This is a genomic window from Leifsonia xyli subsp. cynodontis DSM 46306 (assembly GCF_000470775.1).
GTDB lineage: Bacteria > Actinomycetota > Actinomycetes > Actinomycetales > Microbacteriaceae > Leifsonia > Leifsonia cynodontis.
In genome coordinates, this window is sequence record NC_022438.1 from 1,325,750 (window position 1) to 1,352,402 (window position 26,653).

The 26,653-nt window shown below is 68.3% G+C and carries 21 protein-coding genes and 3 pseudogenes; 4 read left to right on the top strand and 20 right to left on the bottom strand.

Features of this window, described 5'->3' with window-relative positions:
• Positions 1 to 117 precede the first annotated feature (117 nt).
• From O159_RS06285 to dusB, 10 genes are all read right to left on the bottom strand, one after another.
• Positions 118 to 456, bottom strand: a complete 339-nt coding sequence (locus O159_RS06285) for a Rossmann-fold NAD(P)-binding domain-containing protein (RefSeq protein ID WP_236609553.1) — start codon at positions 454 to 456, stop codon at positions 118 to 120.
• Positions 457 to 486: 30 nt separating this feature from the next.
• Positions 487 to 1,332, bottom strand: a complete 846-nt coding sequence (locus O159_RS06290) for an ATP-binding cassette domain-containing protein (RefSeq protein ID WP_021754911.1) — start codon at positions 1,330 to 1,332, stop codon at positions 487 to 489.
• A 9-nt stretch (positions 1,333 to 1,341) separates the two neighbouring features.
• The gene (locus O159_RS06295) at positions 1,342 to 3,030 is read right to left on the bottom strand and encodes a dipeptide ABC transporter ATP-binding protein (protein WP_021754912.1); all 1,689 of its coding nucleotides are present in this window, start codon (positions 3,028 to 3,030) and stop codon (positions 1,342 to 1,344) included.
• The gene (locus O159_RS06300; RefSeq protein WP_021754913.1) at positions 3,027 to 4,082 is read right to left on the bottom strand and encodes an ABC transporter permease; all 1,056 of its coding nucleotides are present in this window, start codon (positions 4,080 to 4,082) and stop codon (positions 3,027 to 3,029) included. The genes O159_RS06295 and O159_RS06300 overlap by 4 nt, the downstream gene beginning before the upstream one ends.
• Before the next feature lies 1 nt (position 4,083).
• Positions 4,084 to 5,181: an ABC transporter permease gene (locus tag O159_RS06305; protein ID WP_021754914.1), complete on the bottom strand. Its 1,098-nt coding sequence runs from the start codon at positions 5,179 to 5,181 to the stop codon at positions 4,084 to 4,086.
• 93 nt (positions 5,182 to 5,274) lie between these two features.
• On the bottom strand, positions 5,275 to 6,885 hold the full coding sequence (locus O159_RS06310; protein ID WP_021754915.1) for an ABC transporter substrate-binding protein: 1,611 nt from the start codon (positions 6,883 to 6,885) through the stop codon (positions 5,275 to 5,277).
• Between the two features lie 202 nt (positions 6,886 to 7,087).
• Positions 7,088 to 8,950 (bottom strand): DNA primase, encoded by a 1,863-nt coding sequence (gene dnaG, locus O159_RS06315; protein ID WP_021754916.1) that lies wholly within the window; start codon positions 8,948 to 8,950, stop codon positions 7,088 to 7,090.
• A gap of 28 nt (positions 8,951 to 8,978) precedes the next feature.
• A complete protein-coding gene (locus O159_RS14480; protein WP_144267581.1) occupies positions 8,979 to 9,824 on the bottom strand; it encodes a DUF4282 domain-containing protein in 846 nt (281 codons plus the stop codon).
• Positions 9,825 to 9,903: 79 nt separating this feature from the next.
• Complete coding sequence (locus O159_RS06325; protein ID WP_021754920.1) at positions 9,904 to 11,190, bottom strand: deoxyguanosinetriphosphate triphosphohydrolase; 1,287 nt, start codon at positions 11,188 to 11,190, stop codon at positions 9,904 to 9,906.
• Positions 11,180 to 12,406, bottom strand: coding sequence for a tRNA dihydrouridine synthase DusB (gene dusB, locus O159_RS06330; RefSeq protein ID WP_021754922.1), 1,227 nt, complete (start codon positions 12,404 to 12,406; stop codon positions 11,180 to 11,182). Before dusB ends, O159_RS06325 begins: the two co-directional genes overlap by 11 nt.
• Positions 12,407 to 12,439: 33 nt before the next feature.
• Here dusB and O159_RS06335 point away from each other — a divergent pair, with 33 nt between their 5' ends.
• On the top strand, positions 12,440 to 12,973 hold the full coding sequence (locus tag O159_RS06335) for an aminoacyl-tRNA deacylase (RefSeq protein WP_021754923.1): 534 nt from the start codon (positions 12,440 to 12,442) through the stop codon (positions 12,971 to 12,973).
• Positions 12,974 to 13,058: 85 nt separating this feature from the next.
• Here O159_RS06335 and O159_RS06340 read toward each other — a convergent pair whose 3' ends face one another.
• Genes O159_RS06340 through recO form a run of 3 tightly spaced genes read right to left on the bottom strand, consistent with a single transcriptional unit; the run spans position 13,059 to position 15,327 of the window.
• Positions 13,059 to 13,730: a DsbA family oxidoreductase gene (locus tag O159_RS06340; protein ID WP_021754924.1), complete on the bottom strand. Its 672-nt coding sequence runs from the start codon at positions 13,728 to 13,730 to the stop codon at positions 13,059 to 13,061.
• Between the two features lie 29 nt (positions 13,731 to 13,759).
• Entirely contained in the window at positions 13,760 to 14,566 is an 807-nt protein-coding gene (locus O159_RS06345) for an isoprenyl transferase (RefSeq protein ID WP_021754925.1), read from the bottom strand.
• On the bottom strand, positions 14,563 to 15,327 hold the full coding sequence (gene recO / locus O159_RS06350) for a DNA repair protein RecO (protein ID WP_021754926.1): 765 nt from the start codon (positions 15,325 to 15,327) through the stop codon (positions 14,563 to 14,565). Before recO ends, O159_RS06345 begins: the two co-directional genes overlap by 4 nt.
• Before the next feature lie 32 nt (positions 15,328 to 15,359).
• Here recO and O159_RS06355 point away from each other — a divergent pair, with 32 nt between their 5' ends.
• Positions 15,360 to 16,118, top strand: a complete 759-nt coding sequence (locus O159_RS06355; protein ID WP_021754927.1) for a trimeric intracellular cation channel family protein — start codon at positions 15,360 to 15,362, stop codon at positions 16,116 to 16,118.
• Positions 16,119 to 16,383: 265 nt separating this feature from the next.
• On the opposite strand, the gene leuA is transcribed toward O159_RS06355, so the two are convergent.
• The 6 genes from leuA to O159_RS06380 all read right to left on the bottom strand — a co-directional run bounded on the left by leuA (position 16,384) and on the right by O159_RS06380 (position 24,426).
• A complete protein-coding gene (leuA, locus tag O159_RS06360) occupies positions 16,384 to 18,156 on the bottom strand; it encodes a 2-isopropylmalate synthase (protein WP_021754928.1) in 1,773 nt (590 codons plus the stop codon).
• Positions 18,157 to 18,294: 138 nt separating this feature from the next.
• Positions 18,295 to 20,841 carry a bifunctional lysylphosphatidylglycerol flippase/synthetase MprF gene (locus O159_RS06365; RefSeq protein WP_021754929.1) on the bottom strand — a complete coding sequence of 849 codons (2,547 nt, stop codon included), beginning with the start codon at positions 20,839 to 20,841 and terminating at the stop codon, positions 18,295 to 18,297.
• On the bottom strand, positions 20,838 to 22,196 hold the full coding sequence (locus O159_RS06370) for an alpha/beta hydrolase (protein ID WP_236609448.1): 1,359 nt from the start codon (positions 22,194 to 22,196) through the stop codon (positions 20,838 to 20,840). The genes O159_RS06365 and O159_RS06370 overlap by 4 nt, the downstream gene beginning before the upstream one ends.
• Positions 22,197 to 22,250: 54 nt before the next feature.
• A complete protein-coding gene (locus O159_RS15660) occupies positions 22,251 to 22,757 on the bottom strand; it encodes an ABC transporter permease (protein ID WP_236609569.1) in 507 nt (168 codons plus the stop codon).
• Between the two features lie 2 nt (positions 22,758 to 22,759).
• On the bottom strand, positions 22,760 to 23,698 hold the full coding sequence (locus O159_RS15665) for an ABC transporter permease (protein ID WP_236609449.1): 939 nt from the start codon (positions 23,696 to 23,698) through the stop codon (positions 22,760 to 22,762).
• Positions 23,695 to 24,426 (bottom strand): ABC transporter ATP-binding protein, encoded by a 732-nt coding sequence (locus O159_RS06380; protein ID WP_021754931.1) that lies wholly within the window; start codon positions 24,424 to 24,426, stop codon positions 23,695 to 23,697. Before O159_RS06380 ends, O159_RS15665 begins: the two co-directional genes overlap by 4 nt.
• Positions 24,427 to 24,912: 486 nt before the next feature.
• On the opposite strand from O159_RS06380, the pseudogene O159_RS06385 reads away from it, so the two are divergent.
• Positions 24,913 to 25,854, top strand: a pseudogene (locus tag O159_RS06385) (IS30-like element ISLxc3 family transposase); the annotation flags it as partial.
• A gap of 52 nt (positions 25,855 to 25,906) precedes the next feature.
• Positions 25,907 to 25,999, top strand: a pseudogene (locus O159_RS16990) (IS5/IS1182 family transposase); the annotation flags it as partial.
• Between the two features lie 37 nt (positions 26,000 to 26,036).
• Here O159_RS16990 and O159_RS06390 read toward each other — a convergent pair.
• Positions 26,037 to 26,652: pseudogene (locus O159_RS06390) on the bottom strand (response regulator).
• Position 26,653: the final 1 nt, after the last annotated feature.

Genomic DNA, 26,653 nt, shown 5'->3' on the forward strand with positions numbered 1-26,653 from the left:
CAACGCGAAGAACGCGTCCTTATCAGCCTGCGTGAAACAGCGTCGATCCCTCGAATAGCTCCTTAAACGGGCCACGGTCGTTACAACTCCCAGAAAGTCCAGGTGTTGCAACGACCGTTAGAACCCAAGGATCAGCCCGGGCCGCTTCTCCTCCACCAGGATGCCGGCGAAGGCATCGACGCCCGCGAACGGCAGCTGCACCCAGCCGATGCCGGGGTGCGCCTCGAGCACCGGCGGGAAGTCCTTCGCATCCCGGTTCGACAGCCACACCACTCCGCGTGTCCGATCGGACAGCGGCTCGACCGTGCCGCCTCCGGCCTCCACCGCGGCGACGAAGGCCGGTTCGGCGACCGGCAGCACCGCGATCGGGCCCGGCTCAGGACGGCGGCCGATTGGAAGGGGGATCGCCTCCACCGCCAGGACGGCGCGGTGCGGGGCGGGGTGCTCGGTGGTCATCGACATTGTCCTTCCGGCGACGGGGCGGGATCAGCTCGCGCGCTGCGGTCGCCGCTCGGTGCGCCGCTGCGTCGGGCCGAGCGCCCTGGCCAGCTTCCGAACGAAGGGATGCGCGGGGTCGGCGAGCACGTGCTCGATCGGGCCGTAGCCGACCGGGCGACCGCCCTGAAGCACGAGGGAGACATCCGTCGCCCGGCGCAGGACGGCGAGGTCGTGGCTGACGATCACGGCGGTGAAGCCGGCGTGCTCGCGCAGCTGGCCGAGCAGGTCGATCACGGCGTCCCGGACGGTCGCGTCGATGCCCGCTGTCGGCTCGTCGGCGACCAGGATGCGCGGCCCCAGCACTAGCGAGCGAGCGAGCGCCACGCGCTGCCGCTGGCCGGAGCTGAGCTCGTAGGGGTACTTCGAGAGCACACTGAGCGGCAAGTGAATCGTGTCGAGCATGGTCGCCGCTCGCTCCCCCGCCGCGCGGCGCGAGAAATGCCTGTCACGCTCGAGGATCGGCAGCGATACGTTGTCCTGCACACTGAGCGACGGCTCCAGGGTGTTCCCGGCGTCCTGCGGCAGGTAGCCGACATGGAAGGTGACTTCCGCGATGTCCCGCTTCTTCGCCTTCCGGAGAGGGTGGCCGAGGACGCTCGCCTGCCCCCCGGTGATCCGGGGTCCGGGATCGGACGGCTTCAGCGGCAGTCCATGGCCGGAGAGCACAGCGGCGAGCGTGCTCTTGCCGGAGCCCGTCTCTCCCAGGACGCCGAGGGACTGACCCGGCTCCAGCCGGAAGTCGACCCCGCGCAGGGCGACGCAGGAGGCGCTGGCGCCCCGCGCCGGGTATTCGACGGACAGGTCGCTGACGACGATGGCGTGTTCGGAGCTCACAGACCGACTTTAGGCGCTCTCGCCGCGCAACGCTTGCAAGGCATCCCGCCGGTCTGCCTGTTCGGCCGGGTCCGGGACGGGGAGGGATGCGAGCAGGCGCTGCGTGTACTCCTCGCGCGGGCTGCCCAGCACCTGGTCGCCGGTCCCCTCCTCGATGAGCCTCCCGCGGTGCAGCACCGCGATCCGGTCGGCGAGCAGGTCGACGACCGCCAGATCGTGACTGATGAACAGGGAGGCGAACCCGAACTCGCGCTGCAGATCGGCGAACAGCTCGAGGACGCGCGCCTGCACCGACACGTCCAGCGCGGAGGTCGGCTCGTCCGCGATCAGGAGCGCCGGCTCCAGCGCGAGCGCACGGGCGAGACTCGCGCGCTGCCGCTGGCCGCCGGAGAGTTCGTGCGGGAACCGGTCGCCGTAGCCGCGTGGCAGCTGCACCGCCTCCAGCAGTTCGTCCACCCGCGCCCGCGCGTCCGCCGGCGACGAAGCCTTGCCGTGGACGACGAGCGGTTCGGCGACGCAGTCCGCGATGCTCAGCAGCGGGTTGAAGCTCGAAGCCGGGTCCTGGAAGACGAAGCCGATATCGCTGCGGACCCGGCGGAACTCCCGTTCCCGGACGCCGTTCAGCTCGATCCCGAGCACCTGCAGCGACCCGCCGGTGACGCGGTTCAGTCCGGCGATGGCGCGCCCGATGGTCGTTTTGCCGGAGCCCGACTCGCCCACCAGTCCGAGCACTTCGCCCGGACGGATTTCGAGGCTCACACCGTCCACCGCCACATATCCGGGTCGGCCGAGCCGCCCCGGGTATTGGACGCGCACGTCGCGCGCCTGCACCACTGGCGCCGCCTCGGGCTGTTCCGCCCGCGCGAGAGCCCGCTCCTGCGTCGCGATGCGGCCCTGCCCGATCGTCGGGACGGCTGCCAGCAGCCGGCGCGTGTAGTCGACCTGTGGAGCGGAGAACAGCGTGTACACATCCGCTTCTTCGACGAGTTCGCCCTGGTACATCACGGCCACCCGGTCGGCGAGGTCGGCCACCACACCCATGTTGTGGGTGATGAGCACGATCGCGACGCCGAATTCGTCGCGGCAGCGGCGGAGCAGGTCGAGGATGTCGGCTTGCACGGTCACATCCAGCGCGGTCGTCGGCTCGTCGGCGACGATCAGCCCCGGGTTCAGGACCAGCGCCATGGCGATGACGATGCGCTGCTTCTGCCCGCCGGAGAACTGGTGCGGGTAGTGCTTGACGCGCGTCTCCGGGTCCGGGATGCCGACGCGGCGCAGGATGTCGACCGCCTTCTGGCGCGCGGCCTTCTTCGACACCTTGCCGTGGGCGCGCAGACCTTCGGCGATCTGCCAGCCCACGGTGTACACGGGGTTCAGCGCGGTGGAGGGCTCCTGGAAGACCATCGCGACGTCCGTGCCGCGCCTCTCCCGCAGCTCCCGCTTGCTCAGCGAGAGGATGTCCGCCTCGCTCTGCCGGTCCCTGCTGCGCAGGATCACCGCGCCCGAAGCCGTCGCCGTCGCCGGAAGCAGGCCGAGGATCGTCTTGGCCGTGACCGTCTTGCCGCTGCCGGACTCGCCGACGATCGCGAGCACCTCGCCTGGAGACACGGACAGCGAGACACCGTCGACAGCCTTCACGGGGCCGGCGTCGGTGGAGAACGTCACTTGCAGATTGTCGATCTGGACGACATCGTTCATGGCTTGACCTCGATTCCGTGCTGGTCGGCGCTCTCCCCGCCGTCGAGTCCGTCGATGCCGCCGGGCGCCGAGAGCGGCCCACCCGGGACGACCGACGTCTCGGTGACTTCGCCCGAGGCCTCCGCCGCCCGCCGGCGCCCGCGCAGGCGCGGGTCGGCCAGATCATTGAGGCTTTCGCCGACCAGGGTGATGCCGAGAACGACCAGCACGATCGCAAGGCCCGGGAAGACCGCCGTCCACCAGATGCCGCTCGTGACATCGGCCACGGCCTTGTTGAGGTCGTAGCCCCATTCGGCGGCCGCGGTCGGTTCGATCCCGAAGCCGAGGAAGCCGAGCGCCGCGAGCGTCAGGATCGCCTCCGAGGAGTTGAGCGTGAAGATCAGCGGCAGGGTGCGCGTCGAGTTCCGCAGGACGTGTCGGAACATGATCCGGCCGTCGCTCGCCCCGATCACCTTGGCCGATTCGACGTACGCCTCGGCCTTGATCCGCACGGCCTCCGCACGGATGACGCGGAAATACTGCGGGATATAGACGACGGTGATCGAGATCGCCGCAGCGAGGATGCCGCCCCACAGGCTGGACTGGCCGCCCGAGATGACGATCGCCATCACGATCGCCAGGAGCAGCGAGGGGAACGCGTAGATCGCGTCCGCGATCACGACGAGCACCCGGTCCACCCAGCCGCCGAAGTATCCCGAGACCAGCCCGAGGACCACACCGGCGAAGATCGACAGGAGCACGGCGATGACGATGACCAGGATGGCCGTCTGGGCGCCCCAGACCACCCGCGAGAACACATCGTATCCGCCGACGGTCGTGCCCCAGATGTGTACGGCGCTCGGCGGCTCCTGCGATCCGAACTGCCGTCCATCGGCTCCCCGCAGCTGGGCGAAGCCGTAGGGGGCGATCACCGGTGCGAAGACGGCGACGACGAGGAAGAGCGCGGTCAGGACGAGACCGGCGACCAGCATCCCGCGCTGGAGTCCCACGGACTGGCGCAGCTGGCGGACGACGGGCAGCCGGCTCCACCGGGAGCGTTTCTGCGCGGCCATCTCAATACCTCACTCTCGGGTCGATGAGCGCCGCGATGATGTCGACGATGAAGTTCGTGACGGCGACGATCACGGCCAGCAGCACCACGAGCCCCTGGACCGCGACGAAGTCGCGCGCCTGGAGGTAGTGCGAGAGCTGGAAGCCGAGCCCTTTCCACTCGAAGGTCGTCTCGGTCAGGATCGCTCCGCCGAGCAGCAACGCGATCTGGAGGCCGATCACTGTGATGATCGGGATGAGCGCCGGACGGTAGGCGTGCTTGCGCACAAGCCGGTACTCCCACACTCCCCGCGAGCGTGCCGCGTCCACGTAGTCGGTGGACAGCGTCCCGATGACGTTCGTGCGCACCAAGCGCAGGAAGATCCCGGCGGTCAGCAGGCCCAGTGTGACGGCGGGGAGGACCGCGTGCAGCAGGACATTGCCCACGACCGCCGGATCGCCGGTCTGGAGAGCGTCGATCAGGTAGATGCCGGTCTTGCTGCCGAGCGTCTGCATCTCGATCTCGGAGCCGGTGGAGGCGCGACCGGCGACCGGGAACCAGTCGAGCCAGATCGAGAAGACGAGTTTCAGCACGAGACCGGCGAAGAAGACCGGTGTGGCGTAGCAGAGGATCGCGAACACACGGAGGGAGGCGTCTCCCCAGCGGTCGCGAAAGGCGGCGGCCAGCAGACCGAGCGGGATGCCGACGATGAAGGCCACGATGAGGGCGTAGAACGCCAGTTCGAGCGTCGCGGCGCCGTAGGTCAGCAGCACCTGCGTGACCGGCAGGCGATCGGTGAACGTCGTGCCGAAGTCTCCGCGCAGCAGCTGCCCGAGGTACTCGACGTACTGGATGAGGAGGGGCCGGTCGTACCCGGCCTGGTGGATGCGCTCCTGCAGCTGTGCGGGTGGCAGCTTGCCACCGAGCGCGGCCGTGAGGGGGTCGCCCGTCGCGCGCATCAGGAAGAAGACGACTGTGACGAGGATGAAGATCGTCGGGACGATGAGGAGCGCGCGGATCAGAATGTAGCGGCCGAGACCGCCTCCCGACCGCTGGCGTCTCCGGGTGCGTTCGGGACCGGGCGCGGTGGGCGCCGCCGGTCCGCTGACCGTCGCTGTCATAGAAGCCAATCGTGGGTGGTTCGTGGAGGGGGTGGCCCCCAGACTGCGGGCCGCCCCCTTGGGGTCCCGGGCCGGCTGCCCGGGGTCAGGGTCTTATTTCGAGAGCGCCGCGTAGCGGAACTTGAACGAGGCGTCGAGCGTTTTGTCGGCACCCTTCACCTTATTGCCCACCACAGCGACCTGGGCGCCCTGCAGCAGCGGCAGGGTGGGGAGGTCGGCGCCGGCTTTGGCCTGGATTTCCTCGATGAGCTTGGTGCGCTCGCCCTTGTCGGTCGTGCCCACCTGCTGAGTGATCAGCTGCTGCACCTCGGGGCTGTCGTAGTGGTTCGCCAGGAAGTTGTCCTTGGTGAAGAACGGCGACAGGTAGTTGTCCGCGTCGGAGTAGTCCGGGAACCAGCCCAGCTGATAGGCCGGGTAGAGGTCCTTCACCCGGTCCTTGGAGTACTGCACCCACTCGGTCGACTGCAGGTTGACGGCGAACAGGCCGCCGTTCTCCAGCTGCTCCTTGACGAGAGCGTATTCGTCGCCGGAAGACGGGCCGTAGTGGTCGGGGTTGTACTGGAGGTTCAGCGCGATCGGCGTGGTGACTCCTGCCGCCTGCAGTGTCGCCTTCGCTTTGTCGAGACTGGGCCCACCGTTGCCGTCGCCGTAGAGATCCTTCAGCACGTTGGTCGCCCCGGTCAGGCCCTCGGGCACGTAGGAGTAGAGCGGGGTGTAGGTGTCCTTGTAGACCTGCTTGGCGATGGTCGGACGGTCGATGAGGTCGGCGGCCGCTTGGCGCACGGCCAGGGCCTTCGCGGCGTCGGCCACCGGCTGGGTCGCACCGTACGGCATCGTGTCGATGTTCCACACGATGTAGCGGGCCTCACCGCCCGGGCCTTTGACGACCTTGACGCTCTTGTTCGAGCTCAGGCTGTCGATGTCGGTCGCCGAGAGGCTCCGGAACGCCACGTCGATGGCGCCCTTCTGAATGTCCAGCTTCAGGTTCGAGGACTCGGCGTAGTACTTGACGTTCACCTTCGAGGTCGCCGGCTTCCCCAGGAGGCCCTGGTAGTCCGGATTCGCCGTGTACGCGATCAGGTTGTTGAAGTCGTAGTTCGCGATGTCGTACTGGCCGGCGAAGGCGTGACCTTTGACGATGGTGTTGTCCGGGGTGACCTTGTCGGCCGAGAAGACCTGCTCGTCCACGATCGGACCGGCCGGGCTCGAAAGCACCTGGGGGAAGGTCTGGTCGTCCGCGACCTTCAGCGTGAACACGACGGTCGTCTTGTCCGGGGCGCTGACGCTGTCCAGATTGCCCAGCAGCGAGGCTGGACCGTTCGGGTCGTTGATCTTCAGCTGACGGTCGAAGGTGAATTTCACGTCGGACGAAGTCAGGTCGTGACCGTTCGCGAATGTCAGGTTCGGCTTCAGCTTGACGGTGTACTCGGTGGGTGAGGTGAAGGAAGCGCTCTCGGCGATGTCCGGCTTCACATCCGGGCTGCCGTACGGCGTGTTCATCAGGAAGGGATAGACCTGGTTCATCACGGCGAACGAGCCGTTATCGTAGGAGCCGGCCGGGTCGATCGACGTGACTTTGTCCGTCGTGCCGACGGTCAGTGTGCCGCCGCCGCTGGCGGAGCAGCCGACGAGCACCAGCGCCGTGGCTGCGAAAGCGGCCGACACGGCCAACAGCCGCCGTCCGCCGTTGTGTGCGGATCTCATATCCGATTACCTCATTCCTGGTGAGTGGGGTCATCGACACGGCAGGACGCACACGAGTACACCATCGCCGAATCGGGTATGCACTGTCCTAGCATGAAAGGTCATCAGACCGCGCCTCTGGAGCCCGATTGAGCCGAGATCTTTACATCCACGCAACAAACGGCGCTGATTCGCGCACAGCGGCCAGGCCCCGCGTCACCGGCTAATCGCTGCGAAGACGCATCCGCTCGCTGTCGATCGACGCCAGGGCGATCTGCAGAGAGCGCCGGTGCTCCGCGTCCTGTGGGTCGGTCCGCGCCAGCCGTGCGGTGAGCACGGCCTTCTCGCGCAACAGATCGCGGTCGATCAGGCCGTCCAGGACAGACCGGGCGTACCGTCCCGGGTCGGACCCCGCGTGCAGGGCTCCGACCGCCAGTGCGTTGACCGTCGGCGCATACGCCGTCGGCACTTCGGCCTGAACGCGGTCCACCCAGCCCGGTTGTCCGAGCGTCGCGAGCTGGCTGGCCATCGCATCGCGGATGACCGCGTGCGTCGGGTTCGCGAAGGGCACCTGCAACGCCCGGGCCGCGCGCTCGCCGCCGACCTCCCCGGGCAGCTGGAGGAGCACCATGAGGCTCTCCCGCTCGGTGCGCTGCGTCGGGTCGGCCGGGGCGGTGTCGGCCACCACGATGGGCTCTGCCGGCGCGGACTCCCGCACGGCCGCCATCCCTGCGCGCTGGTCGCTCTGCTGCTCGCCGCGGCCGGAGCGCTGCGCGGAGCGGACCGCTCGGAGCGCGTCCTGCAGCTCAGCGCCGGACAGCCGGGCGAGTTCCCGCGCGTAGCCGTTCTGCGAAGCGGGGTCGCGGATGGTCGCCACGATCGGCGCGCCCGCTCGGAGGGCGGCCGTCCTCCCCTCGACCGAGTCGAGGTCGTACCGTTCGACAACCTGCCGGATCATGAACTCGAACATGGGTTTCTTGCCGTCGATCATCCGCCGCACAGCGTCGTCGCCTTTCGCGAGCCGCAGATCGCACGGGTCGAGTCCGTCCGGCCCGACTGCGACGTAGGTCTGCGCCGAGAAACGCCGCTCCTCGCCGAATGCCCGCGCGGCGGCCTTCTGCCCGGCAGCGTCCGGGTCGAACGTGAAGATCACCGACCCGCTACTGGAGTCGTCCCCCATCACACGACGGATCGTCTGGATGTGGTCCACACCGAACGCGGTGCCGCAGGTCGCCACCGCCGTCGTGATCCCGGCCAGATGGCAGGCCATCACATCCGTGTACCCCTCGACCACCACGACCTGATCGTCCCGGGCGATGTCCCGTTTGGCGAGATCCAGCCCATACAGCACCTGTGTCTTCTTGTAGACCGGTGTCTCGGGCGTGTTCAGGTACTTCGGGCCATTGTCGTCCTCCAGCAGCCGGCGCGCGCCGAAGCCGATGGTCTGGCCCGTCACATCCCGGATCGGCCAGACCAGACGGCCGCGGAACCGGTCGTAGACACCGCGGTCGCGCTGCGAGACGAGCCCGGCCGCGAGCAGCTCCTCGGGGGTGAAGCCCTTGCCGCGCAGATGGTTCGTCAGCTCGTCCCAGCTCTTCGGCGCGTACCCCACGCCGAAGCGCTGCGCGGCGATCGCATCGAACCCGCGCTCTCCCAGGAACCGGCGGCCCGGGTCAGCCTCCGGCATGCCGAGCATCCCGGCGAAGAACTCTTCGGCGGCTGTGTTGGCGGCCAGGATGCGCGCACGGTTCCCGCTGGACTCGCGCGGTCCGCCGCCGCCCTCCTCATAGTGCAGCTCGAAGCCGATCCGGGCCGCGAGCCGTTCGACCGCTTCCGTGAAGGAGACATGGTCGAGCTTCACGAGGAACTCGTACACATCCCCGCCCTCGCCGCAGCCGAAGCAGTGGTAGCGTCCGACCCCGGGACGCACGTTGAAGCTGGGGCTCCTCTCATCGTGGAACGGGCACAGCCCCTTCAGCGAACCGACACCGCCGGGTTTCAGGCTGACGTAGTCGCCGATGATGTCGGCGATGTTGGTGCGAGCCTTGACCTCTTCGATGTCGCTCTGTCGAATCCGGCCGGCCATAAGACGATCCTAATGAGCCCCGCCGACCTCACTCGCGCGGAGGGCGGTGGTGTGGCCTCGTGTTCTGCGCGATCTCGATGATCGCGCAGAAGACCTCGATCGTCACCCGCAGCAGGAGCACGCTCAGGACGGCCGCGACGAGCGTCACGAGCACACCCAGCAAGAAGACGAAGGCTCCCACCGGCGAGGGGGTTCCGATCGCGATGCCCAGGCTGTTCGAGAACCCGACCACGATCCCGAGGCCGATGAGCACGAGGCCGACCACATAGACCGGGCCGGCGAGCTTGCGGGTGACATAGGACGTGAAGGTGAAATCGAACAGGGACGAGAAGAAGCGCGAATCCTCCAGCCGCTCGGCGAAGTCGTTCACGGTGCGGCCGTAGCCGGGCTGTCCGCCGGCCGATTGCGGCGGATCCGACCGAGCCGCGCCTGCATCGCTGGGAAAGCCGGGGGCGTCAGCGGTGAAAGTGGTGCCGTCGGCGGTCAAAGCAGTCGTCTCGCTGGCGGCGCTTCGGTCTTCCGCCTCCGCCTCCGCCACCGCGGCCCTGCCTGCGGGCGGGGGCGCTGTCGCGAGCATGGCGTCCAGGATCTCTGGGGCCTCGCCGTCGGTGTTCCTCGCCTTCTCCGGCGGCGTCGTGCGCGGCGGACGTTTGCGGGGCGCTGGCGTCCGCTTCGCGGGCATCTCCGTCGCAGGCGTCCCGGCGCCTGCCGCCGGCTTCCCCGCCGGTGCGCTGGTCTTTTCCGTCGGCTTCTTGGCCGGCGTGCGAGGCGTGCGCTTTGCGGGCGCGGGCGCTCCGGTTTCGGCGGCCTCCGTGGCATCGGTCGTGGGGCCGGGCTGGTGATCGTCGTCCAACGGCGGTTGCGGCGTGCTCATTCGTCTCCCTCGATGCGCATGCTCCCAGCATTCTGCACCGGGGGCGAGGTTTCAAGCCTGCGACTCGCGCGTCGCGTTCTCAGCGCTGCGCGAGACGGTCGAACCAGCTCAGAGCGGACTGGTCGGTGAGGCTCGCGACCTGGTCGACCACGACGCGTTTGCGCTCAGCGTCGGTGGCGGCGAGCCGCCAGTCTTCCTGGAATCCGGCGTCGAGGGCTGCCGGGCCCTGAGCGTACAGCAGATCGGCGAGCGTCGACAGGATCTCGCGCTGCTGCGCGTAGATCGGCTGCCGCGTGTTGTGCGACATCACGAACGTCGCCACGATCCCCTTGAGCACCGCGATCTCCGCCCAGATGTCCCTCGGCACCACCACATCGGCCCCGAACCGGAGGAGTTCGGCGCTACCGGCCGCCGCCCTCGTCGCGTGGACGGCGGCGTGGGCGAAGCGTCCGATGAGCTGGCTGGTCAGATTCTTGAGACGCGCCTGCGAGCGGCGGCTGCCATCCCAGCCGTCCAGCCAGATATCGAGGTTGTCGAGCCGGTCGAAGGCGGCGATGAGCTCATCGTGGCTGAACTCCCCGCCGATCCACTCGTACATCGAGCGGACGAGGTCGTCGTGGTCCACTCTGCTGCCGAGCGCGGCGACGTCGATGGAGCCGTTGACCACGGCATCCTCGAAGTCATGCACCGAATATGCGATGTCATCGGAGAGGTCCATGACCTGCGCTTCGATGCACCGTTGCCGGTCGGGAGCGCCGTCGCGCAGCCACGCGAACACCGCGCGATCATCGGTGTAGAAGCCGAACTTGGCGCGCCCGCTCGGGTCTGGCACCGACGAGGTCGCCGGCCACGGATACTTGCAGCTCGCGTCGAGGCTCGCGCGTGTCAGGTTGAGGCCGAAGGGATGGCCGTCCCGGCCGAACATCTTGGGTTCCAGCCGGGTGAGCAGACGCAGGGTTTGGGCGTTGCCTTCGAAACCGCCGATATCCGCCGCCCACGCGTTGAGCGCCCGTTCGCCGTTGTGGCCGAAGGGGGGATGCCCGATGTCGTGTGCGAGACAGGCGGTGTCAACGATATCGGGGTCGAGGCCGAGGCTGGTTGCGAGCTCGCGGCCGACTTGCGCCACTTCAAGCGAGTGCGTGAGCCGGTTCCGGGCGAAGTCGAGACCAGCGGTCGGGCTGAGCACCTGCGTTTTGGCCGCGAGCCGTCGCAGCGCGCTCGAATGCAGCAGCCGGGCGCGATCGCGGGCGAAGTCGCTGCGACGGCTGGAGTGCTGCTCCGGGAGCCAGCGCTCCCGATCGTGCTCGCGGTACCCCGCCGCTGTCTGGGGGGTGGCGCCCGCCACCGCCTCCCGGCTATCCACCACTGTTGTGTGCCTCCGCTTCGGCGATTTCGAACCGGCCTTCGACGTCGAGTTCCCGGCTGTTCAGCCAGCCCTCCGGCAGCGTCGGACGCTTGGGGGATCCGGCGCGCCCACGCTGGCCTTCCGCTGCCTCCCCCGGATACTCCTGGTCTGTGTCCAGCGTCGCGAGAAAGTCATCGAGGTGCGCCAGCGTGTCCACTGTGGCGAGACCGGCTCGCAGGTCGCCGCCGACCGGATAGCCCTTGAAGTACCAGGCGACGTGTTTCCGGATGTCGCGGCAGCCGCGCTCCTCGCTGTCGAAGAACTCGACCAGCAGCTCGGCGAGCCGCCGGAAGGTGGCCGCGACCTCTCCGAGGGTCGGACGCGCCTGTGCCGAGGCCGCTTCGTCCGCGCTCAGCTCGCCGGCCCGGGCTTTGAAAGCGGCAGCCAGGTCTCCGAAGAGCCAGGGCCGGCCGAGGCAGCCGCGGCCGACGACCACGCCGTCGCATCCAGTCTCCTCGACCATGCGGACGGCGTCTGCCGCCGACCAGATATCGCCGTTGCCGAGCACCGGCGTGCCGGCGATCGTCTCCTTGAGCGTGCGGATCGCCGACCAGTCCGCGTGCCCCGAGTAGAACTCGGCCGCTGTGCGGGCGTGCAACGCGATCGAGGCCACGCCCGCGCCCTCGGCCGCCCTCGCCGCTTCGAGATAGGTCAGGTGATCGCTGTCGATGCCCTTGCGCATCTTGACAGTGAGGGGGATGTCCTCCGCGGCTGCGACCGCGCCCTCCACGATCTCGCGGAACAGCCCGAGCTTCCACGGCAGTGCCGCTCCCCCGCCCTTGCGCGTCACCTTGGGGACCGGGCAGCCGAAGTTGAGGTCGATGTGGTCGGCGCGGTCTTCCGCGACCAGCAGCGTGACCGCCTCGCGCACCGTTTTCGGGTCCACCCCGTAGAGCTGGATGCTGCGCGGCGTCTCCGACTCGTGGTGGGCGATCAGCCGCAGCGACTCGGGCGTGCGCTCCACGAGCGCCCGCGAGGTGATCATCTCGCTGACATACAGACCGGCACCGAACTCGCGGCACAGCCGCCGGAACGCGGTGTTCGTTATCCCGGCCATGGGCGCGAGCACGACCGGCACATCGAGCTCGAGCGGGCCGATGGCCAGCTTCGCCGCAGCGCCGGCCGAGGGCGTGTCGCCGCGGAGAGTGGCGCTGGGGGTGAGAGTAGTGGTGGACATCTGTTTCGATTCTCCCAGAAAGCGTGCTGAGCTATGGCCGAGAGCCCGGAATCTGTGGACAACCCGCGGGATGCTGAATCGGTGGAGGAGGCTGCCGCGAGCGAGGGCCGCCGCCGCGTCGAGACCGACGCCGTCGCCCGCGGCGTGCCGATCCGCATCGTCGAGCGTCCCGCCGCCCGGAGCCTCGACGAAGCCGCCAGGCTGCTCGGGCTCCGCCCCGCCGACATCGTGAAGACGCTGGTGGTCAAGCGCAGCGATGGCGCTTTCGTCTTCGCGCTGGTCCCCGGCGGACGGAAGATCTCCTGGCCCAAGCTGCGCGGGCTCCTGGGCGTCAACAAGCTACGGCTGCCGGAGGCCTCCGTCGCCTTGGCCGCGACCGGGTACGAGCGCGGCACCATCACCCCGTTCGGAAGTGTCACCGCGTGGCCGGTCGTCGCGGACGCCAGTATCCGGGGCCGCACCGTGTCGATGGGCGCTGGGGCCCACGGCTATTCGCTCTTCGTGGACTCCGACGCTCTCCTGGCGGCGTTCGACGCGACTGTCACGGACATCACAGACCCGGAGTAGCCCGGAATCTCGCAGCCGTCGCCATCGCAGACGGCAGCGTCTGCGATGCCGAGCGGGATCAGTGGGGCGACCGGCTCCGGCCCGCTCACGCCGTCGCCGCCGTGCGCTCGGTCCAGGCCTGCTCCAGCGCCTGGGCGAACGCCGCGGTGCCCTGCGCTCCCGACACGCCGTACTTTCCGTCGATCACGAAGAACGGCACGCCGGTGATCCCGTACTCTCTCGCGACCGCCTGGTCGACGCGCACCGCCTCCCGGAACTCGCTTGACTCCAGCGCGGCCAGAGCCGCCGCACGGTCGAGCCCGACCTCGGCGGCGAGAGTGGCGAGGTCCTCAGCGCGGCCGACATGACGGCCTTCGACGAAATAAGCGCGGAACAGTCGCTCAACCAGTTCCCGCTGCTTGCCCTGCGCCTTCCCGAAGTGCAGCAGTTCATGCGCCCGGACGGTGTTCGTGTGCTTCAGAGCGTCGAAGTCGTAATCCAGCCCGACCGAGGCCGCGACACCGGTCACCCGCTCCAGCATCTGCTGGACCTGAGCGGCCGGGATGCCTTTGTGACCCGCGAGGAAGTCGGCCTCGCTGCCGTCGAAGTCCACCGGCGTGTCGGGCGAGAGCTCGAAGGAACGGTACTCCACCTCGACTCCGCGGCCCCCGCCCGCAGCGGAGAACAGGTCGCTGCCCGCTTCGAACATCCGCTTGCCGATGTAGCACCACGGGCAGGCGATGTCGGACCAGATCTGGATCTTGAGGGGTTCGCTCACGGACGATGCAACATCCGTGAGCGGTGCGGCTATTCCTTCGTCGGTGTGTCGATCGCACCGCCGAAACGCCGGCTGCGCCTCGCGAACAGCTCGATCGCCTCCCACAGATCGGTGCGGGAGAAGTCCGGCCAGAGTCTGTCGAGGAACACCATCTCGGCGTAGGCGCTCTGCCAGAGCAGGAAGTTGCTCGTCCGCTGCTCCCCCGAACTGCGCACGAAGAGGTCGACATCGGGCGTGTCGGGGAGGTAGAGGTGACGCTGGATGGTCTTCTCCCCCACGGCGGACGGTTTCAGCCGGCCCGCGGCGACCTCCTCGGCGATGGAGCGCACAGCGTCCGCGATCTCGGTCCGGCCCCCGTAGTTGACGCACATGGTCAGCGTCAGGACATCGTTGCTCGCCGTGAGCCGCTCGGCGTACTGCAGCTCTTTGATCACGGACGACCACAGCCGGGGCTTGCGTCCGGCCCAGCGGACGCGCACACCCCACTCGTTCAGCTGGTCGCGGCGGCGGTGCAGCACCTCGCGGTTGAAACCCATGAGAAAGCGGACCTCGTCGGGCGAGCGCTTCCAATTCTCGGTCGAGAACGCGTAGACGCTGAGGTGCTTGACGCCGACCTGGATGGCGCCGGCCACCACGTCCAGCAGCGCTGCCTCTCCGGCGCGGTGCCCCTCGATGCGGGTGAGGCCCTGACGGTTCGCCCAGCGGCCGTTGCCGTCCATCACGATCGCGATGTGCTCGGGGATCGCCGTCCGGGGGAAGGCCGGCGGGTGGATGCCGGTCCAGTCGAGCGGGCGGTACTCGACCGCGTCCTTGTGAGTGTAGGGCCGGGGAGTCATCCGCTCGCCTTCTGGTGGTCCTGATCGGTGCGCTGTTGATCCGTCTGGAGGTGCTGGAGGGAGCGCAGCCCGCGCTCGAGGTGCCACTGCGTGTACGCCGCGACGAGTCCGTTCGCCTTCGCGCGGGCAAACTCGCCGGCAGCCTCCGCCGCCTCCCAGTCGCCGGTCAGCAGCGCGCCGAGGAGCGCGATGGTGGCAGCGTCCACCCGCGGCGCCCCCTGGGGCGCGCAGTCCGGGCAGACGACACCGCCGAGCTGCACGACGACCTGCAGATGCGGGCCGGGACGCCCACAGCGCGAGCAGTCCTGAAAGCTCGGCGCCCAGCCCGCGAGCGACAGCGCGCGCAGCAGGTACGAGTCGAGGGTCAGGCCCGGGCCGTGCTCGCCCCGGGACAGAGAGCGCAACGCGCCGACGAGCAGGAGATACTGCTGTAGGGACGCCTCGGCGTCCGTCAGTCGATCGGCGGCCTCCGCCATCGCGTTCGCCGCCGTGTAGCTTGCGTAGTCCTCGGCGATCGCAGCGCCGTACGCCCCGATGCTCTCGGCCTGGGTCACGACATCCAGGGAGCGGCCCTCGTACAGCTGCACATCGGCCACCATGAACGGTTCCAGCCGCGAGCCGAAGCGGGACGCCGTGCGCCGCACACCCTTCGCCACGGCACGGATCTTGCCGTGCTGCCTGCTGAGCATGGTGACGATCCGGTCGGCTTCCCCCAGCTTGTGGGTACGGAGCACGACGGCTTCATCACGGTAGACAGGCACGCATCCAGTATCCCGCGTGATATAAGTGACAGGTGACAACCGACGCCCTTTCGATCCCGCTCTGGGGCGATTTGGTGGCCGTCGGCGTCGGCAGCCTGCAGGGCGCGATGTTCGCCTCCGGCTTCCGCGATCGCCGCATCGACCTGCTCGGCGTGGCCATCATCGGCGTTGCGACCGGTATCGGCGGCGGTCTGCTGCGCGATCTGCTGCTGAACGTGAATCCGGTGGCCCTCCAGTCGAACTGGTACCTGATCGCCACTGTCGTCTCGGCGTTGGCCGGGATGCTGCTGGTTCGGCTCTTCCGCCGCCTCGATCCGGTCATCACCTTCCTCGACGCGCTCACCATCGGCCTCTTCGGCGCAATCGGCGCGACGAAGGCGCTCTCGCTCGGGCTGCCGAAGGTGCCGGCTGCGTTCGTCGGCGTGGTCTCGGCGGTCGGCGGCAGCATCCTGCGCGATGTGCTGCTGAACCTCCCGATCGCTCTCATGCACGTCGGATCACTCTACGCGGTCGCGGCCGGCGCCGGCACGGTGGTGCTCGTCGTGCTGGTCGACCTGGCGGTGCCGCCGAGTATCGCCGCGCTCGTGTGCGTCGTCGTGACCCTCGTCATCCGGCTGCTGGCTGTGAGATTCGGCTGGAGTCTGCCCGAACAGCGCGAACTTGGCCGAATCCAGCCGCCGCGGTGGATGGCCTTCGGCCGCCGCCCGAGCGCCCAGCGCACCCTCGACCGGACCGACACCGGCGCTATCCCCCGCTACCGCATCGAGAAGCCTGACCACCTCGCAGACTGACCCCGCCTCCCCGGCCCGTGGCTCCGTGGTTCTGTGGGAAAGGGAGGACTTTCCGCCCATCTCGTCCGTGTACTCCGCCCTTCCCTGCCCGACGCTCTCATCGGGCCCGGATCTCCTCCGTTCCCGACGCGATCGGAAAGGGAGGAGATCGGCGTGGGAAATGCGGGGATGTGGGGAAAGGGAGGAGTTTGCGGCCGGTGGGGCTGGAAACTCCTCCCTTTCCCACAGAACCACGGAGCCACGCGGCGGGGATGGGGCGGCGGGCTCAGGCTCCGACGAGCTCAGCCGGGGCGCAGGACGAGGCGGCGCGGACAGAGCGGTTCACGGCCGAGATGACGGCCTTGAAGGACGCGGTGGTCGTGTCCGCGTCGATGCCGACGCCCCAGAGACGATGGCCGTCCACATTCACCTCGACATAGGCGGCGGCGGTCGCTGACTCGCTCGCGGAGAGTGCGTGCTGCGAGTAGTCGTAGAGATGCACATTGATGCCGCGGGCGTTCAGGATGTCGAAGAACGCCGCGATCGGTCCGTTGCCTTCGCCGGTGGCCTTCGACACCGTTTCGCCGTCGCGGAGCGTCACGGCGAGAGTGACGTGGTCTCCGTTCTCGTTCGTGGTGGACGTGCTGCCGAGTTCGAAACGGCCCCACTTGGCGTCGGGTTCGGTCTCGGGCGCGGGCAGGTACTCGTCCTGGAAGATCGCCCAGATCTCGTTGCTGGTCACCTCGCCGCCCTCGGCGTCGGTCTTGGCCTGGACGACACCGGAGAACTCGATCTGCAGTTTGCGGGGCAGGTCGAGCGCGTGGTCGTTCTTCAGCAGGTAGGCGACGCCGCCCTTGCCGGACTGCGAGTTCACCCGGATGACGGCTTCGTAGCTCCGGCCGAGGTCCTTGGGGTCGATCGGCAGGTAGGGGACGGCCCAGACCAGGTCGTCCACGTCCACACCCTCCCGCTCGGCCTGGGCGGCCATCGCCTCGAAGCCCTTCTTGATCGCGTCCTGGTGGGAGCCGCTGAAGGCGGTGAAGACCAGATCGCCGCCCCAGGGGCTGCGCTCCCCGACGGGCAGCTGGTTGCAGTGCTCGACGGTGCGCTTGATGTGGTCGATGTCGCTGAGGTCGATCTGCGGGTCGATGCCCTGCGTGAACAGGTTGACGCCCAGTGTGACCAAATCGACGTTGCCGGTGCGCTCGCCGTTGCCGAACAGGCAGCCCTCGATCCGGTCCGCGCCGGCCAGATAGCCGAGTTCGGCGGCGGCGACGGCGGTGCCGCGGTCGTTGTGCGGGTGCAGCGAGAGGATGACGTTCTCGCGGTGGTTCAGGTGGCGCGACATCCACTCGATCGAGTCGGCGTAGACGTTCGGCGTGGCCATTTCGACGGTGGCCGGCAGATTGATGATGACTTTGCGCTCGGGCGTGGGCTCGAAGATCTCCAGCACCTGATTGCAGATGTCGGCGGCGAACTCCAGCTCGGTGCCGGTGTAGCTCTCCGGAGAGTACTCGTAGTAGATCTCCGTGCCGGGGACGAGCGACTCGAATCGGCGGCACAGCCGCGCGCCGGTCAGCGCGATGTCGACGATGCCCTGCCGGTCGGAGCGGAACACCACCTCCCGCTGCAGGACGCTCGTGGAGTTGTACAGGTGAACGATGGCCCGCTTGGCGCCGACGAGCGAGTCGTACGTGCGCTTGATGAGGTGCTCGCGGGCCTGGGTCAGCACCTGGATGGTGACGTCGTCCGGGATCGCGCCCTCCTCGATGAGGCTGTGGACGAAGTCGAAGTCGGTCTGGCTGGCCGAGGGGAAGCCGACCTCGATCTCTTTGTAGCCCATCCGCACCAGCAGATCGAACATGATGCGTTTGCGCTCGGGGCTCATCGGGTCGATGAGCGCCTGGTTCCCGTCGCGCAGATCGACGGCGCACCAGCGCGGGGCGACAGCGATGCGCTTCGCAGGCCAGGTGCGGTCCGGCAGGTCGACGGCGATCTGCTCGTGGAAGGGCCGGTATTTGTGGATTGGCATGGCGCTGGGCGCCTGGGTGTTCTTCATGGTCCGATATCTCTTCGCGGTTTGGTCGGGAGAGCCAACGACGAACTCCGCGACGAGGGAGGCCCGGAACTTAGGACTCGTCGCGGCAGCTAAGGAGAATCAGGCCGTACACGATGTCCAGGGTAACACGCATGCGCGTCAGCTCCGCCCCACCGCAAGCGCGGCCGCCTGCCGGACGGACAGGCCGGGCAGGTAGGCGCGGACGAGGGCGACGCCGATGGTGGGCAAGGCCACCGGGTCGGGATACGCCATGATCAGCGGGTGCAGCTCGGGCTGGAACTTCTGCTTGAACTTGAGCAGGGACCGGAAGCCGTAAACGGGTTCCAGGGAGGTGCTGAGGTAGCTCAGAATGAGGTCCATGCCGCTCTGCCCCTCCGACGCCGCGCCGGCTGTGTGCGCGAGCGGCGCCGCCGACAGGCTCATGAACTCCACGCCGTCGGCCTTCATTTGTGTGGCTGCCTCCGCGATCAGGAACTCCATGACGCCGTTGATGCTGCCCGGGCGACGGCGCATGAAGTCCAGCGTCCAGCCGATCACCCGGCCCTCCTCGTAGCACGGGAGCCAGGAGGTGACGCCCTCGATGCGCCCGTTCTCGTCCACGGCCAGCATGAGGCGGACCGCGGGGTCGCGCAGTTCGTCGAGTCCGCCCAGCGTGAACCCCATCTCGGGCAGATCCTTCTCGGCCACCCACTGCTCGGAGATGTCGGAGAGTTGCACGGCGGCCGTGAGCGGCAGCGCGCCGAAGGTCGTCCACTCCGCCCGGATGCCGGCCCGCTGGGCGCGATTGATGGAGGTGCGCACGTCCTGCCATTTCTTGCCGGTGGTCTCCCACTGCTGTGGACGGATGACGGTCTCCTCGGCGACGGTCATCGTGGACCAGCCGAGACGGTCGAAGAGCGGCTGGTAGTCCGCCTCCACGCTGTAGAAGACCGGTATCCAGCCGCTGTCGTCGCAGAAGCGCGCGAACCGTTGGATCGCCTCGTCGTGAGGCGGGGGCCCGCCGAAGGGCCCACCAGTAGTCAGCGCCACGCGGCCGACCACGCGATAGGCGATCGCCCGGCCGTCGACCGGGTCGAACCAGTAGCTGTTGCCGGGCCAGGTCGCCATGAACGAGATCGCGTCGCCTCCGCCCCGCTCGAGCAGCGCACGCACCCGCGAATGATCGGTGACGCGGCGCAGCCCTGTGCCCCCGCCGAGCATCAGCGGGATGGCGGCGATGATCGCTACGAGCCAGAACACTGTCCCGATGTTGTGGTAGACAGCCGTCGCGAACGGGGTGGTGGGCAGATACTGAACGGGCTCACGACGGAGGAAGGAGACCGGGATGAAGCGTTCCAGCACATCGTCGAAGAGGTCGCCCAGGTCGATCGGGCGGGTGAAGCTGGTGTCTTTTTGCAGCCAGCCGGCCAACACGTAGAACGCCACGAGCCCGGCCCCGGTGAGGACGACCGTGAGCGCGTAGCGGCGCACCGCTCGCGCCGACGGAATCACGGTGAAATGACGGCGGAACAGGATCAGGAGGAGGGCCATTGCCGCCGGCACCAGGGAGGAGAGCGCCAGGATGGCGGTGACCTCCCAATACCGCGGCGTCACGGTCGGGCGGGCGCTGGCGAGCGGCAGGATGCCGAAGTAGAGGGCCGAGAGCACGGCGAGAAGCGTGTTCACGGTCACGGCGAGCCACACCGCGAACCGGCGCCCGCGCAGCAGACCGACGGCCGCGACGAGCAACAGGAGCAACGGGAGCACGGAGAGCAGCACCGGGCCGAGGCCGTTGATGCGCGTCAGGGTGAGGTCTCGCACGCATTCCTTTGTCACGGCGAAGGCCTGGCAGTGCTGCAGCACGCTCCCCGCGGTGGGCACATCGGAGGCGAACAGGAGGCCGATCGGCGAGAGCAGCCCGTAGCGGGACGCCGTGAGCAGGCCGATCACCGGCCCGAGCGCTGAGATGGTCAGCGCGGAGGCGAACAGCACCCGGACCTCGTGGTGCGAGGAGCGTGCCCAGCCGACAGTGCGGGCTTTCGTGTACATCAGCACACCGAGGGCGAGGCCGCTGAGCACCGCGAGGAGCCGGTAGAGGTCGGACGGCAAGCCCGAGTACAGCAGGTACATGATCGCGATCAGCAGAGTGATCACACGGATTCGGCGGCGCCAGAGTGTGCCGGCGAACGCGCTCGCGGCCATGATCGTGCCGCCGAGGGCGGTGAACACGTCCAGCACGACGAGATGATGGACGTTCCGTGCCCACATCTCACCGGTCTGCGAGCCGATCAGCTGCACACCGGTGCCCACCAGGACACCGGACACGGCGGTCGCGAAGAAGGCGACGGCTGTGCGCCAGGTGCCCATCAGACGCTCGGACACTCCGACGAGCAGGACGGTGAGCACCAGGGCAACCACCAGCTCGGACAAGTCGTTCGTGAACAGCACCGCGGTGATCGGCGACCACCAGTGCCCGGCCGCGAGCTGGTCGGCACCGGTGCCGAGCCAGAGGCGCAGCGGCCGGTGCGGGCCGTGCAGCGGGTTGGTCACGAGCGCGAGAAAGAGGATGAGAAGGGTGACACCGGTCGTGAAAGGATGGGTGCCGACGAGGCGTGCGGTTCTCGACAGCCAGGAGCCGAAGCGGGCCGCCGGTTCGGGTTCGACCGGGTGCGGGACGGGCGGCGTCGTGCGCTGCGTCCCGCTCATCCCGCTCCCCCTGTTCTCGCCGTCCCGATCCCCGTGAGCCCCATCTGCCCCGTGATCTTCGGGAATCCGTTGGCGAGGGTGTACCTCACCGTTTTCCAGTCGTGGGCGGTCCCCGGCGAAATCAGCAGTTCGGCATGCATGCCGGCACGCATCGCGTCCTCATGCAGCGTCTTGGCGAACGCTGTGTACTTGGCGTCGTTCTCCCCCGCAGCGAGCACGATCGTCGACTTCTCATAGGGCGTATGCGCCGCCATCATCGCCGCGGGCTGCGCCTTCTTGTAAGCTGCACGGGACCCGCCGAAGCCTTGAGCGATGGTCGCCGCCTCGTCGCCGAGCGTCGGGCCGAGTTCGCTGGAGGAAGCGAGCGCGGAGCCGAACAGCTGCGGATGCCCGGTGGCGAACTGTACGGCGCAGGTCGCTCCCTCCGAGTACCCGAATACGCCCCAAGCCGCGGGATCATTGCTGACGCGCAGATGCGAGGCGATCCAGTTCCTCACATCGGTCAGGAGGTAGGTGGCCGAATTGCCGAACTCGTGGGAGTCGACGCACATCGGATTGCGGCCGGGACCGCCGAGCTGATCAGGGGCGACCACGATCGGCGCGTACCCATTGTGCTCTGCGGCGTAGGCGTCCATGAAGCTTGCGATCCGCCCGGCGGTGAACATGTCGGCGGGCGCCCCCGGCTGGCCGGAGAGCGCGAAGAGAACGGGCAGCGCCGGTGGCTTCGGGCCCAGCGCAACCGGGGGCAGGTAGACGACAGCCTGGCGTGCGGGGAAATGCGACACGGTGGCCGGAATGCGGACCGTGCCGACCTCGCCTTTCGCCCGTGCTTCGGTCTGCTGCGTCGTGCTCGCCCAGTCGGTCCCGGTGACCGTCTCGCCGTATTCGGCGTGCAGGTTCAACGGTCCGTATGGCATGACGCCGAGCACCTCGTTCAGATTGCGGTACGCCCCAAAATCGACGTTGACGCCCGCGCCGGCGGCGGCGAGGAAAACCGGGATGCTCACCGCCGCGATCAGTTTCCGCCACCACCGCGAACGGAACAGGTTCGCGATCGCCAGCCCGACCCCGGCGAACCCCAGCGTCGTCCACACGGTCGTCACGGGAGTGAGTCCGACACTGAAGAGGTCGAGTACTATCAGCCACACCAGGAGCCCGCCGGCGATCCCGGCGACCGCCGCCGCGGCGGCACTCACCAAGAGCGATCGCCCGCTGGGGCGGATGAGCAGATACAGTGCGAGCACGAGAGCGATGACATCCATCGCGATGAGAAACGGCGGCTTGTCGATCCTCAGCGTCATCATCCCGTCCAGGGCGGACTCCTTCTCTTGTGGGCGACGATCAGTATGCTGCACACAGCCTGTGCCTTGCTGAGGCGTGAGGGGCATTCAGCAAATTGGAAGGACCGTCTACTCGATCGCGAGCGCCGCGACCGGAGCGACGCGGGTGGCGCGGCGGGTGGGGGCGATGGATGCCCCGACCGCCAGCAGCGCCGTCGCGAACACCATGAGCGAGAGGAAGGGCCACGGGAGGGACGGCAGGAACAGGCCTCCCCCGAGGATCGTCCCGAGCAGCGACTGCGCGCCGATCCAGCCGTAGAGGGTCCCCAGCAGAAACCCGGTCAGAACGGCCGCGACAGTGAGTTGCACGCTCTCCGCGAGGATCATCCAGCGCACCTGACGCGCGCTCAGTCCGAGGGCCCGGAGCAGACCGAGCTCGCGCCGCCGGTGCAGGACGCTGAGCGACAGGCTGTTTACGACGCCGACCGCGGCGATGATCGCAGAGAACCCGATGAGCGCGCTGAACACCAGCATCGTGACGGTGAGCACGCTCTCAACCCCGTCGTACAAACCCGGGTTCTTGACCGCAGCGTCCCGGATCATCTGAAGCCAGGACTCGGCCGCGACCACGAGCATCGTCACGAGGTCACGAGTGTGACGCCGATGACCAGCCCGATCGCGGTGCGTGAGCTGCGCTCCGGGTTCCGCACGGCGTTCGCCGCGGCGAGGCGTCCGGCAGCGCCGCGGCCGAGCAGCATCCCGACTCCGCGGAGAACAGCGGGCAGGAAGAACGGCGCGGCCAGGATGACGCCGGTGAACGAGAGGAGGCCGCCGGGCAGCGCGACCAGTACGCCGTACGGGCCGAATTCCGCCAGAACCCCGCCACCGGAGCCCGCGAAGACGCCCAGCCCGAGGAGCAGCCCCAAGCCGAGCAGTGCTGCCCCGACCGCGATGAGGAGGAGCGCGATGGCCAGGCGTCCCCGGTTCCGGACAGCGGCGGGCGGGCGCTCCTGGGCCGCCCCGAGAGCCTGGACCGGATTGACGGTCAGCACGCGCCGGCTGCCGACCCAGGAAGCGAGCCAGGTGGTCAGCGCCACCACCGCCATCGGTGCGAGCAGTGATGGCGTCAGCACCGGATAGGACCCCTCCGGCAGGACTCCCGTGAGCGTGCAAAGCCGGACGCCGAGGAGAGCCAGCACGGTCGCCGCCACTCCTCCGGTCAGCGCGCCGACCGTTCCGACGCTCAGGCCCTCGCCGGCGACGGAGCGGCGCTGAGCCCGGGCGCTGGAGCCGATGAGGCGCAGCAGGGCGATCGTGCGCGTGCGTCCGGCAATGATCGTCGCGAAGGTATTGGTGGTCACGATCGCGCCGACATACACGGCGATCGCGAAGAAGATCGCCGCCACGATGGACAGAGCGATCTGCGCGGAAGCCCCGCCGCCGAATCGGGAATGCGCGATGTAGGCGCTCAGCACAGTGATGCATGCGAGCAGCGCCACACCGAATGCGCTGCTGAGGGCGGCGACGAGGACGCTGGCGCGGTGGTCACGGGCGTTGGCGCGGAAGGCGCGGATCACGCGAACGCCTCCATCCCGAGCATGAAGGCCGAGATGTCCTCGGCGCTCGACCGCTCGCGCTCCGCGACGATGCGGCCGTCGGCGAGGAACACGAGGTGGTCTGCGTAGCTCGCGGCGACGGGGTCGTGCGTCACCATCGCGATGCTCTGGCCATAGGTCTGGGCCGCCTCCCGGAGCACGCCGAGCACCTCGCGTCCGGTGCGGGAGTCGAGGTTGCCGGTCGGCTCGTCGGCGAAGACGAGGTCGGGGCGGGTCGCCAGGGCGCGCACGATCGCGACGTGCTGCTGCTGTCCGCCGGAGAGCTCGTGCGGCCGGTGGGTGAGGCGCTCGGCGAGTCCGAGCGTCTCGATGAGCCCATCGATCCACTCCCGCTGCACGGTCGTCGGCTTGCGGCCGTCGATCTCGAACGGGAGCAGGATATTGGCCCGCACATCCAGGGTCGGCACGAGGTTGAAGGACTGGAAGACAAAGCCGACCCGGCGGCGGCGCAGCACCGTCAGCTCGGCGTCCCCGAGCCCGGTGATCTCGGTTTCGCCGAGGAACACCCGGCCGCTCGTCACGCTGTCCAACCCTGCCATGACATGCATGAGCGTGGACTTGCCGGAACCGCTCGGTCCCATGACGGCGGTGAACCGGCCGGCCGGGATGCCGAGCGTCACGCCGTCGAGGGCGTTCACGCGGCCGGCGCCGGCGCCGTAGGTCTTGGTAGCGGACTCGACACGGGCCACAGTTAATGTATTTCATATATACAACCCTAGGAAGCGGGACGGCCCAGCGAATCACGCCGCAGGCTTGGGTTCTAACGGTCGTTGCAACACCTGGACTTTCTGGGAGTTGTAACGACCGTGGCCCGTTTAAGGAGCTATTCGAGGGATCGACGCTGTTTCACGCAGGCTGATAAGGACGCGTTCTTCGCGTTGTTCGAGGCGTGTGGGAGCATCACGATCGCGGCGCGTGAGTTGGGGTTCAACCCGGCGACCTGCGGGACGTGGGTATGGAAGGCCGGCCTGCGCAGCCAGGGGAAAACCGGGACTGGTCCGCATCCAGGAAAGGAACGCTACTTCCAGTTGCGACGCGATGGCATCTCGCGTCGCGAAGCAGCGGCTGCCGTCGGGGTGAACATCCGCACGGCACGGGATTGGGATAACGGTGTCCGGAAGACCGCTCATCGCCGCTATTACCCAGATGGTCGGGTCGTCGATTACAAAACAGGTATGACGACGTTTCTTGACGGCACCGAGACAATCTCGCCGGCGGCGATCTTTCAGCTGGAGAGGAAGCTCGATCCGCGGTTCCTTTCGCTGGAGGAACGTGAGCAGATCCGGGATCTCCTCCGCGATGGGTTGTCACTGCGGAGCATCGCCGCCCAGCTGCGGCGGTCGCCATCCACGATCAGTCGGGAAATCTCCCGGAACCGGTCCTCGACCGGGATCTATCACCCCTTCGCAGCACATCGCTACTCGGCGAAGCGTCGCCCACGGCCAAAGCCGCGAAGACTGGTGACAGAGCTGCGGTTGCGTGCTTTCGTTGAGTCGAAGCTGGCGTTGCGGTGGTCTCCCGAGCAGATCACTCGAGCCCTGATCCGTCAGTTCCCGGACGACGTTGGGATGCGAGTGGCGACCGAGACGATCTACCAGACGCTCTATCTCCAAGGACGCGGCCAGCTGCGCCGTGATCTCGCGACAGCGCTGCGTACCGGGCGCGCACGTCGCCGACCGAACCGGGGAACCAACGCACGTCGTTCGCGGTTCGTCGACCCGATGCTCATGATCTCCGAGCGCCCCGCTGAGGTCGCTGATCGTGCTGTTCCAGGGCATTGGGAAGGCGATCTCATCATCGGCGCTGACCACGCCAGCGCGATCGGCACCCTCGTCGAGCGAACCACCAGGTTCGTGATGCTCGTCCACCTCCCGACCGACCACGCTGCCGAGACCGTCCGCGATGGCCTCATTCGGACGATGAGCGGCCTGCCGGCCGAACTGAAGAAGTCGCTGACCTGGGACCAGGGTGCGGAGATGGCCGCCCACAAGACGTTCACGATCGCCACCGACATGGACGTCTACTTCTGCGACCCAGCCTCGCCCTGGCAGCGCGGTTCTAACGAGAACACGAACGGGTTGCTGAGGCAGTACTTCCCGAAGGGCACCGACCTCTCACAGCACTCGCCCGCGGACCTTGCCCGAGTCGCACACGAACTCAACACCCGCCCACGCAAAACGCTCGGCTGGGAAACCCCAGCCCAGCGCCTCGCTAAACTACCTACCAGCTAATCGTCGTGTTGCAACGACCACTAGAATCCGCCAGACTCATCCCGCGTCCCTCTTGAGGATGACCCCGGCTATTCCGCCCCCCGGTTCAGCCCATGCTCGAAGGCGTACACGACCATATGAACGCGGTCGCGGAGACTCAGTTTGCTCAGGATGCGGCTGATGTGGGTCTTCACGGTGGCTTCGCTGAGGAACTCGCTCCCGGCGATCTCCGCGTTGCTCAGGCCGCGAGCGGCGAGCACGAAGATCTCCCGCTCCCGGGAGGTCAGCGATGCGGACTCGGCCGGCGCCGGCTGCGTCGCACGGCCGGTGGAGAAGCGCTCGAAGAGATCCTGGGTTGCCCCCGCCGCGATGACGGCGTTGCCCGCATGCACGGTGCGGATAGCAGCCAGCAGGAACTCCGGTTCCGCATCCTTCAGGACGAATCCGCTCGCTCCGCCGCGGATGGCGCGCGCGGCCGCTTCGTCCAGGTCGAAGGTGGTGAGCACGACGACGCGGGGCGGCGTCCGGCCGTCGCGAGCGGCCTTGCCCGACGATCTCGCCGGTGGCGGCGATACCGTCCATCACCGGCATGCGGATGTCCATCAGCACCACATCGGGGTTCGTCTCACGCACCAGTTCGACGCCCTCCGCGCCGTTGGCGGCCTCACCGGCGAATTCGAGGTCCTCCTGCGAGCTCACCAGCATC

Bases quoted from the DNA above. Each gene is read 5' to 3' on its own strand.
- O159_RS06345 (WP_021754925.1), bottom strand. From the start codon at position 14,566: ATGACTCCCCGGCCCTACACTCACAAGGACGCGGTCGAGTACCGCCCG.
- O159_RS06300 (WP_021754913.1), bottom strand. From the start codon at position 4,082: ATGGCCGCGCAGAAACGCTCCCGGTGGAGCCGGCTGCCCGTCGTCCGC.
- O159_RS15660 (WP_236609569.1), bottom strand. From the start codon at position 22,757: ATGCTCGTGGTCGCGGCCGAGTCCTGGCTTCAGATGATCCGGGACGCT.
- O159_RS14480 (WP_144267581.1), bottom strand. From the start codon at position 9,824: ATGAGCACGCCGCAACCGCCGTTGGACGACGATCACCAGCCCGGCCCC.
- O159_RS06310 (WP_021754915.1), bottom strand. From the start codon at position 6,885: ATGAGATCCGCACACAACGGCGGACGGCGGCTGTTGGCCGTGTCGGCC.
- O159_RS06305 (WP_021754914.1), bottom strand. From the start codon at position 5,181: ATGACAGCGACGGTCAGCGGACCGGCGGCGCCCACCGCGCCCGGTCCC.
- O159_RS06365 (WP_021754929.1), bottom strand. From the start codon at position 20,841: ATGAGCGGGACGCAGCGCACGACGCCGCCCGTCCCGCACCCGGTCGAA.
- dnaG (WP_021754916.1), bottom strand. From the start codon at position 8,950: ATGGCCGGCCGGATTCGACAGAGCGACATCGAAGAGGTCAAGGCTCGC.
- leuA (WP_021754928.1), bottom strand. From the start codon at position 18,156: ATGAAGAACACCCAGGCGCCCAGCGCCATGCCAATCCACAAATACCGG.
- dusB (WP_021754922.1), bottom strand. From the start codon at position 12,406: ATGTCCACCACTACTCTCACCCCCAGCGCCACTCTCCGCGGCGACACG.
- O159_RS06285 (WP_236609553.1), bottom strand. From the start codon at position 456: ATGACCACCGAGCACCCCGCCCCGCACCGCGCCGTCCTGGCGGTGGAG.
- O159_RS06335 (WP_021754923.1), top strand. From the start codon at position 12,440: ATGGCCGAGAGCCCGGAATCTGTGGACAACCCGCGGGATGCTGAATCG.
- O159_RS06295 (WP_021754912.1), bottom strand. From the start codon at position 3,030: ATGAACGATGTCGTCCAGATCGACAATCTGCAAGTGACGTTCTCCACC.